Annotated in this window: 10 protein-coding genes; 4 read left to right on the top strand and 6 right to left on the bottom strand. The window is 65.1% G+C overall.

The features are described 5' to 3' along the window. The coding region (locus K678_RS16345) for a PhoU domain-containing protein (protein ID WP_021133588.1) at positions 1-151 on the top strand (151 nt) is incomplete at its 5' end. 421 nt (positions 152-572) lie between these two features. Here the strand turns inward: K678_RS16345 and K678_RS16340 are convergent. The 6 genes from K678_RS16340 to hisB form a co-directional block, all read right to left on the bottom strand. Then, a complete protein-coding gene (locus K678_RS16340) occupies positions 573-938 on the bottom strand; it encodes a histidine triad nucleotide-binding protein (RefSeq protein WP_021133587.1) in 366 nt (121 codons plus the stop codon). Positions 939-973: 35 nt separating this feature from the next. Further along, complete coding sequence (locus K678_RS16335) at positions 974-1,306, bottom strand: phosphoribosyl-ATP diphosphatase (protein ID WP_021133586.1); 333 nt, start codon at positions 1,304-1,306, stop codon at positions 974-976. A gap of 112 nt (positions 1,307-1,418) precedes the next feature. Continuing rightward, entirely contained in the window at positions 1,419-2,177 is a 759-nt protein-coding gene (gene hisF / locus K678_RS16330; RefSeq protein ID WP_021133585.1) for an imidazole glycerol phosphate synthase subunit HisF, read from the bottom strand. Between the two features lie 6 nt (positions 2,178-2,183). Continuing rightward, positions 2,184-2,903 carry a 1-(5-phosphoribosyl)-5-[(5-phosphoribosylamino)methylideneamino]imidazole-4-carboxamide isomerase gene (gene hisA, locus K678_RS16325; RefSeq protein ID WP_021133584.1) on the bottom strand — a complete coding sequence of 240 codons (720 nt, stop codon included), beginning with the start codon at positions 2,901-2,903 and terminating at the stop codon, positions 2,184-2,186. Between the two features lie 3 nt (positions 2,904-2,906). Further along, entirely contained in the window at positions 2,907-3,557 is a 651-nt protein-coding gene (gene hisH / locus K678_RS16320) for an imidazole glycerol phosphate synthase subunit HisH (RefSeq protein WP_021133583.1), read from the bottom strand. After that, positions 3,554-4,153 carry an imidazoleglycerol-phosphate dehydratase HisB gene (hisB, locus tag K678_RS16315; protein ID WP_021133582.1) on the bottom strand — a complete coding sequence of 200 codons (600 nt, stop codon included), beginning with the start codon at positions 4,151-4,153 and terminating at the stop codon, positions 3,554-3,556. The genes hisH and hisB overlap by 4 nt, the downstream gene beginning before the upstream one ends. 175 nt (positions 4,154-4,328) lie before the next feature. Here hisB and K678_RS16310 point away from each other — a divergent pair, with 175 nt between their 5' ends. From K678_RS16310 to trmB, 3 genes are all read left to right on the top strand, one after another. Beyond that, positions 4,329-5,342 (top strand): DUF3426 domain-containing protein, encoded by a 1,014-nt coding sequence (locus tag K678_RS16310; protein ID WP_021133581.1) that lies wholly within the window; start codon positions 4,329-4,331, stop codon positions 5,340-5,342. Between the two features lie 190 nt (positions 5,343-5,532). Then, on the top strand, positions 5,533-6,699 hold the full coding sequence (gene metK, locus K678_RS16305) for a methionine adenosyltransferase (protein WP_021133580.1): 1,167 nt from the start codon (positions 5,533-5,535) through the stop codon (positions 6,697-6,699). Positions 6,700-6,709: 10 nt separating this feature from the next. Beyond that, the gene (gene trmB / locus K678_RS16300; RefSeq protein ID WP_021133579.1) at positions 6,710-7,423 is read left to right on the top strand and encodes a tRNA (guanine(46)-N(7))-methyltransferase TrmB; all 714 of its coding nucleotides are present in this window, start codon (positions 6,710-6,712) and stop codon (positions 7,421-7,423) included. Positions 7,424-7,534 lie beyond the last annotated feature (111 nt).

Here is a 7,534-nt window from a genome sequence, read left to right as displayed (position 1 = left end):
CGCCAAGAATCTGGAACGGATCGGCGACCACGCCACCAACATCGCCGAGATGACCCACTTCCGCATCACCGGCAAGGCCCTGCCCGAAGAGCGGGTCAAATGCGACACCGCCGCCAGCCTGACCGGCCTGCCCGGTCACGACGAACTCTGACGCCGACGCCAAAGCCTGCGCCGCGTGAGTTCGTCAGAGTTTCCCGTGTCGCCGTTTGGGTCCGTCACCCCCGGGCTTGACCCGGGGGGCGATGCGGTCCTGCCGGACCATCATTGAAAACAGAGGATTGGGCACACGGCCACGGATGGCCGGGTCAAGCCCGGCCATGACGGGTGTGGAACCGTCTTTGACCTATCAAGGCCGTCACCCCCGGGCTTGACCCGGGGGGCGATGCGGTCCTGCCGGACCATCATTGAAAACAGAGGATTGGCACACGGCCACGGATGGCCGGGTCAAGCCCGGCCAAGACGGGTGTGGAACCGTCTTTGACCTATCAAGCCGTCACCCCCGGGCTTGACCCGGGGGTCGAGACGGCCAGGACGGGCAGGGGGACGCACGCCCCCAAAACGCCGCCGCGCCGTTAAACCGGCTTGGCGATCATCGGCCCCAGCTTGCGGCCGCCAAAGACATGGATATGGAGGTGGGGGACTTCCTGCCCGCCATTGATCCCGACATTGGACAGCAGACGCCAGCCTTCAACGGTCACACCCGCGATCTCGGCAACCTTCGTCACGGCGCGGAACAAGGCGGCGATCTCGACATCCGAGGCGCGCGCGGTGAAATCCACCATCGACACATAGGCCCCTTTGGGGATCACCAGGATATGGACCGGCGCCTGGGGATTGATGTCGTGGAAGGCGAGCGTGTGCTCGTCCTCGTGAACCTTACGGCAGGGAATTTCGCCGCGCAGGATGCGGGCGAAGACGTTATTGTCGTCATACACCATCACCGTTCTCCCCTGTCCTGTCCCGTCGGCCCCAATCAGCTCTTTTTGGCGCGGGACTTCTTTTCGTCGATGCCCGAGGTACCGAGGCGGCGTTCCAGCTCGGCCCACACCTTGCTGGGCTCAACGCCGCAATCGGCCCACAGCACCAGCAGATGATACAGCGTGTCGGCGCTTTCCGCCGCCAGTTCGTCACGCCCCTCGGACAGAGCGGCAACGATCGTCTCGACCGCTTCCTCGCCGAACTTCTGGGCGATTTTGCCTCGCCCACGGGAAAACAGCTTGGCGGTATAGGATTTGTCGGCATCGGTGCCGCGACGGCTGAGAATGACCTTGTACAGCTCGTCCAGAATCTCGGCGTCCTGGGCCATGCGCTTCGCCCCCTGATTGAATTGGGCACCGGGGTGCCAATGTCACGTGTCGTTGTCTGGGTTGGTAACAGATGCGCTCGGCCCTGTCACCTCCGGACCTATGACGGATGGGTTAAGGTCGCACCGGAATCCCGGCGGCGGCCAGATGAGCCTTCGCTTCGGCGATCGAGAACATCCCGAAATGAAAGATCGAGGCGGCCAGAACGGCGGTGGCGTGACCGTCGCGGATTCCTTCGACCAGATGGTCAAGGGTCCCGACCCCGCCCGAGGCGATCACCGGCACCGTCACCGCATCGGCAATGGCGCGGGTCAACGCGATATCGAAGCCCTGGCGGGTACCGTCACGGTCCATCGAGGTCAGCAGGATTTCGCCCGCGCCGTTCTCGACCATCCGCTGCGCCCAGCCGACCGCGTCGATCCCGGTGGGAGTGCGGCCGCCATGGGTGAAAATCTCGAACTTGCCGGGAGCAACCTGCTTGGCATCCAGGGCGACGACGATGCACTGGCTACCGAACTTTTCCGCCGCCTCGCGGACGAAATCGGGACGGTGGACGGCGGCGGTGTTGATCGACACCTTGTCCGCCCCGGCCAGCAGCAGCTTGCGGATATCGTCATTGGTCCGCACCCCGCCGCCGACAGTCAGCGGCATGAAGCATTGTTCGGCGGTGCGGCGGACGACGTCGTAAATCGTGTCGCGGTTATCGACGCTGGCGGTGATGTCGAGGAAGGTCAGTTCGTCGGCGCCGGCGCGGTCATAAATCCGCGCCTGCTCGACCGGATCGCCCGCATCGACCAGATCGACGAAATTCACGCCCTTGACGACCCGCCCATCCTTGACGTCGAGACAGGGGATGATCCGCATCTTCAGCATGATGCCTCAGCCTTTCAGCAGGGCGATGGCGGCGGCCAGATCGATGCGGCCGTCATACAGGGCGCGACCGGAGATCACGCCTTCCAGACCCGGAACGGTTTTCAGCGCACGCAGATCGTCCAGCGACGACACCCCGCCCGAGGCGATCACCGGAATGCGGATCGCGGCGGCCAGCGCGGCGGTGGCGGCGACGTTGGGACCGGCCAGCACGCCGTCACGGTCGATATCGGTATAGATCAGGGCGGCGACCCCGGCGTCCTCGAACTTGCGGGCGAGGTCGAGCACGGTGATATCGGCGGTTTCGGCCCAGCCCTCGACGGCGACCTTGCCGCCCTTGGCGTCGATGCCGACCGCGACCCGGCCGGGGAAACGGCGACAGGCGTCTTTGACCAGATCGGGGTTCTTCAGCGCGACGGTGCCGAGGATGACGCGGCGCACCCCCTGCTCCAGCCAGGATTCGATCGTGGCGAGATCGCGAATCCCGCCGCCCAATTGAACCGGAACCGAAACGGCGCTCAGGATCGCGGCGACGGCGGCAGCATTGACCGGCTTACCGGCAAAGGCACCGTTCAAATCGACGACGTGAATCCATTCGGCCCCGGCAGTGGCAAAGGCGACCGCCTGGGCGGCGGGATCGGTGTTGAACACCGTCGCCTCGTCCATCAGGCCGAGCTTCAGACGGACGCAGGCACCGTCCTTGAGGTCGATGGCGGGAAACATAAACATCGCTCACGGCCTCCAGGTCAGGAAATTCTCGATCACCCGTAACCCGGTCGCCTGGGACTTTTCCGGGTGGAATTGGGTGCCGACGATGGTGTCACGACCGATCAGCGCGGCAATCGGCCCGCCGTAATCGACATGGGCGAGACGGTGGGCAGGATCGGCACAGGCGAAGCGGTAGGAATGGACGAAATAGGCGTGGGCTCCCACCGGCAGACCGGCCAGGATCGGATGGTCGGGCCGGTCGGCGACCAGTTCGTTCCAGCCCATGTGCGGCACTTTAAGCCCGGTCTCTTCGACCGCGAGCGGCAGCACTTCACCGGCGATCCAGCCCAGACCGCGATGCTCGCCATGCTCGCGCCCGGTGGTGGCAAGCAATTGCATTCCGACGCAGATGCCAAGGAAGGGGCGGCCCCGGCGCAACACCGCGTCTTCGAGCGCCTCGACCATTCCGGGCAGGCGGTCGAGCCCGGCCTTGCAATCGGCAAAGGCACCGACGCCGGGCAGGACGACCCGCTCGGCGGAGGCGATGTCCTCGGCCCGGGCGGTGACGACGATCTCTTGTCCCAGGCCGCGTTCCGCCGCGACCCGTTCGAACGCCTTGGCGGCCGAGCGCAGATTGCCCGACCCGTAATCAACGATGGCGACGCGTCCGCTCACAGGCTTCCCCCCAGCGTCCCCTTGGTCGACGGCACCGCATCGGCCTTGCGGGGATCGATCTCGATCGCCGCGCGCAGGGCGCGGGCCAGCGCCTTGAAGCAGCTTTCGGCGATGTGGTGATCGTTCTCGCCATACAGGCATTCGACATGCAGGGTCACCCCGGCGGCCTGAGCGAAAGCCTGGAACCACTCGCGCACCATTTCGGTATCGAGCGTGCCGAGCCGATCGCGCTTGAACGCGACCTTCCACACCAGATAGGGCCGGTTGGACAGATCAAGCGCGACGCGGGTCAGGGTCTCGTCCATCGGGACATAGGCCGAGCCATAGCGATGGATGCCCTTGCGCTGGCCCAGCGCCTGCGCCACCGCCTGTCCCAGCGCGATACCGACATCTTCGGTGGTGTGGTGGGCGTCGATGTGCAGATCGCCCTTCGCCTCGACCACCAGATCGATCAGCGAATGACGCGACAATTGTTCCAGCATGTGGTCGAGAAAGCCGATGCCGGTTGCCACCTGATAGCGGCCCGCGCCATCGAGGTCGACCGAAACGGCGACGGCGGTCTCGGTGGTGGTGCGCTCGATCTTTCCCTGGCGCATGCAAGCCTCCTGATCGCAAGGGCCTCGGTTTAGCAGGTCTGGGCGGCTGCCTCAAGCACTTGACGGACGAGAGCTTTTCGAGCCCATCCGCCACCGTTGCGAAAGGGCCTTGCTTGTGTTGGCCGCGCCTCCGGCCTATAAGTCTAGAGCGTCCCCCCTCGCGGTCATCGTCAGAATGCTGATCACCTGCCCCAATTGCGGAACCAACTTCTCGATCCCCGATGCCGCTCTCGGCACCGAGGGGCGCAAGCTGAAATGCGCCAAGTGCGAGCATAAATGGTTTCAGGCCCCGTTGCGGCTGGAGATCGAGGAAGACGACGTCCTCGATCTCGACTTTCAGCCCGCGCCGAAACCGGCCGCGCCGACGGCTTTTTCCTCTCCGGCCGAGCCGCAATTGTTCCCGTCGGAGCCGCGCCCGTCTTTTTCCGCTTTTCCCGACCTCGAGCCGCCGCCGGTGCCCAGCTTTGGCTCGCGCCTGCCGCCGGAACGGTCGGATGTCGATCTGTCGCGCGGGTTGCTCGACGATACACCCCCCGATGTCCCCGACGTCTTCGGCACCCTCCATGAAAAACCCCGCCGCAGCAGCACCGCCGCTTTGTGGGTGGTGCTGGTCCTGCTGGTGCTGGGCGGACTGGGCGGCGCCACCTATTATTTCCAGGATCAGGTCGTCGATCTGGTGCCCGAGGCGGGCGATCTGCTGACCCAGGCCGGTCTGCGCCATGAAAAGCCCGGTGCCGGACTGGAATTGCGCAAGGCCGGAACCCCGGAACGCTTTGTCCTCAACGACGTCGATGTCCTGGTTGTGCGTGGCATTATCGCCAATGTCAGCGACCGGATTCGCGCCGTGCCGACGATGAAGCTGGTCCTGCTCGACAAAGCCGGACAGCCGGTGCAGGAAAAGCTGGCCCGGCCGCCCGCCACCGCGCTCGATCCCCAGGGCACCACCAGCTTCAAGATTTTGCTGGAACGACCCGATCCCAGCGCGGTCGAAGTGGTGGTGGTGTTCGTCGAATCCGCCGACGCCGCGGCGTTGCCGCCGACCAAGGCCCCGGCTCCGGCCGCCGAACCGCAGGCCACCCCTCCGGCGGCTCCGGCAACTCCTGCGGCCCCCGCAAGCCCGGCTCCGGCGATCTCGCCCACTGCTCCGGCAATCACCCCGCCGCCGCTTCCGGCACAACCTTCTCACTAATCCGGCTTAGTTCTTGACGGGTCCGCTCCCGGCTGTCAGAAGAACCCCCCGGAGCGGGTGCCCCGTTCCCGTGGAGATTTTGACCGCTTGCCGCCACGTCAAAACGGCTAAGTGGGTGCATCACGATGGCGACGTTCCCAGCGTCTGATGCCCCTGGTCCCCTGTGAATTGGGTCGAGGAGGGCTTGCCCGTGTCGAAGAAGAATTTCCTTTTCACCAGCGAATCCGTGTCCGAAGGACATCCGGATAAGGTCAGCGATCGCATTTCCGATGCCGTGGTCGATGCCTTTCTCGCCGCTGATCCCCAGTCGCGGGTCGCGGTCGAAACGCTGTGCACCACCAATCTGGTCGTGTTGGCCGGTGAAGTGCGTGGCCCGGCGTCGGTGACTAAGGACCTGCTGGTTGAAGCGGCGCGTCACGCGATCAAAGACATCGGGTACGAGCAGGACGGCTTCCACTGGAAGAACGCCGAGGTGCAGTATCACGTCCACGCCCAGTCCGCCGACATCGCCGTCGGCGTTGACGCCGCGGGTGACAAGGACGAAGGCGCGGGCGACCAGGGCATCATGTTCGGGTATGCGGTCAACGAGACCGAAACCCTGATGCCGGCTCCGATCTATTATTCGCACGAAATTCTGAAGTCGATGGCCGAGGCCCGTCACTCCGGTGCCGCGACGCAGTTCCTGCCCGACGCGAAGAGCCAGGTGACCCTGGAATATCGCGATGGCAAGCCGGTCCGCGCCGCGTCGGTCGTCGTCTCGACCCAGCATATCGAAGCCGCCACCCAGGCCGAGATTCGTGAACTGGTCCGTCCCCACGTCCAGAACGTACTGCCCGAGGGCTGGTTCCCCGACGAAGAGCATTTCTACGTCAACCCGACCGGCCGTTTCGTCATCGGCGGTCCCGATGGCGACACCGGCCTGACCGGCCGCAAGATCATCGTCGACACCTACGGCGGTGCCGCGCCGCATGGCGGCGGGGCGTTCTCGGGCAAGGACCCGACCAAGGTTGACCGTTCGGCCGCTTATGCCGCCCGCTATCTGGCGAAGAACGTCGTGGCCTCGGGTCTCGCCACCCGGTGCGTGATCCAGCTCAGCTACGCGATCGGCGTGTCCAAGCCGCTGTCGGTCTATGTCGACACCTTCGGCACCAACCAGGTCGACGAAGACAAGCTGTCGTCCGTGTTGCAGGAACTGGTCGATCTCAGCCCGCGCGGCATCCGCACCCATCTCGGCCTCAACAAGCCGATTTACGCCCGGACCGCCGCCTATGGCCATTTCGGCCGCGCCCCCGAGGCCGATGGCGGCTTCTCGTGGGAACGGACCGATCTGGTCGATGCGCTGAAGCGCGCTTTCTGACGTCGGTGAGATGGCCGAGGATAAAGACAAAAGCGGCGCGGCCGGAGATCGGCCGCGCTTCTTCGGACGGCGCAGCGGCAAAGCCCTGCGCCGCACCGCCCTCGGCCTGATCGACGGCCTGCTGCCCCGTCTCGCCATCGCCATTCCGGGACCCGATGAACGGATCGATCCGGTCACCCTGTTTCCCGATCCGGTCGAGGATATCTGGCTTGAGGTCGGATTCGGCGGCGGCGAGCATCTTGCCACCCTTGCCGAGGCTCATTCCGATATCGGAATGATTGGGTGCGAGGTCTTCCGCAACGGTATCGCCAGCCTGCTGGGTTATGTTCAGGCCCAGGATCTCGATAACGTTCGCGTCTTCCCCGACGACGCCCGCCTGCTGCTCCCCGCTTTGCCCGAGGCATCGCTGGGCCGCGTCTTCGTCCTGTTCCCCGATCCCTGGCCGAAATCGCGCCATTCCGAGCGCCGGTTCATCAATCCCGACAATCTCGACCAGATCGCCCGCGTCCTCTCCGACGACGGCGAATTGCGCGTCGCCAGCGACGATCCGATTTACGTCGCCTGGGCCACCCGCCAGCTTGACGCCCACCCCGCTTTTCGCCGCGAGCAATTGACCACCGAGCGCGACACCTTGCCGCCCGACTGGCCCGCCACCCGCTATGAGGTCAAGTGCCTCGCCGGTCGCGAACCCACCTTCTTCCGCTATCGTCGCATTCCGCGCTAAGGCGGGTCTTGGACTCCTCCGCTACGCGGTCGGGCTGCCGCCCGCACCCGCTTGGAGGCAGTGCCTCCAAACCTCCCTTTTCTTTTTTATTTCAATGAATAAGAAGTAAGG

Origin of the sequence: Magnetospirillum fulvum MGU-K5, assembly GCF_000442515.1 — a bacterium.
Taxonomy (GTDB): Bacteria; Pseudomonadota; Alphaproteobacteria; order Rhodospirillales; family Magnetospirillaceae; genus Phaeospirillum; species Phaeospirillum fulvum_B.
Note: the sequence above shows the minus strand (reverse complement) of the source record. Positions and strands in the feature narration are given on the sequence as shown.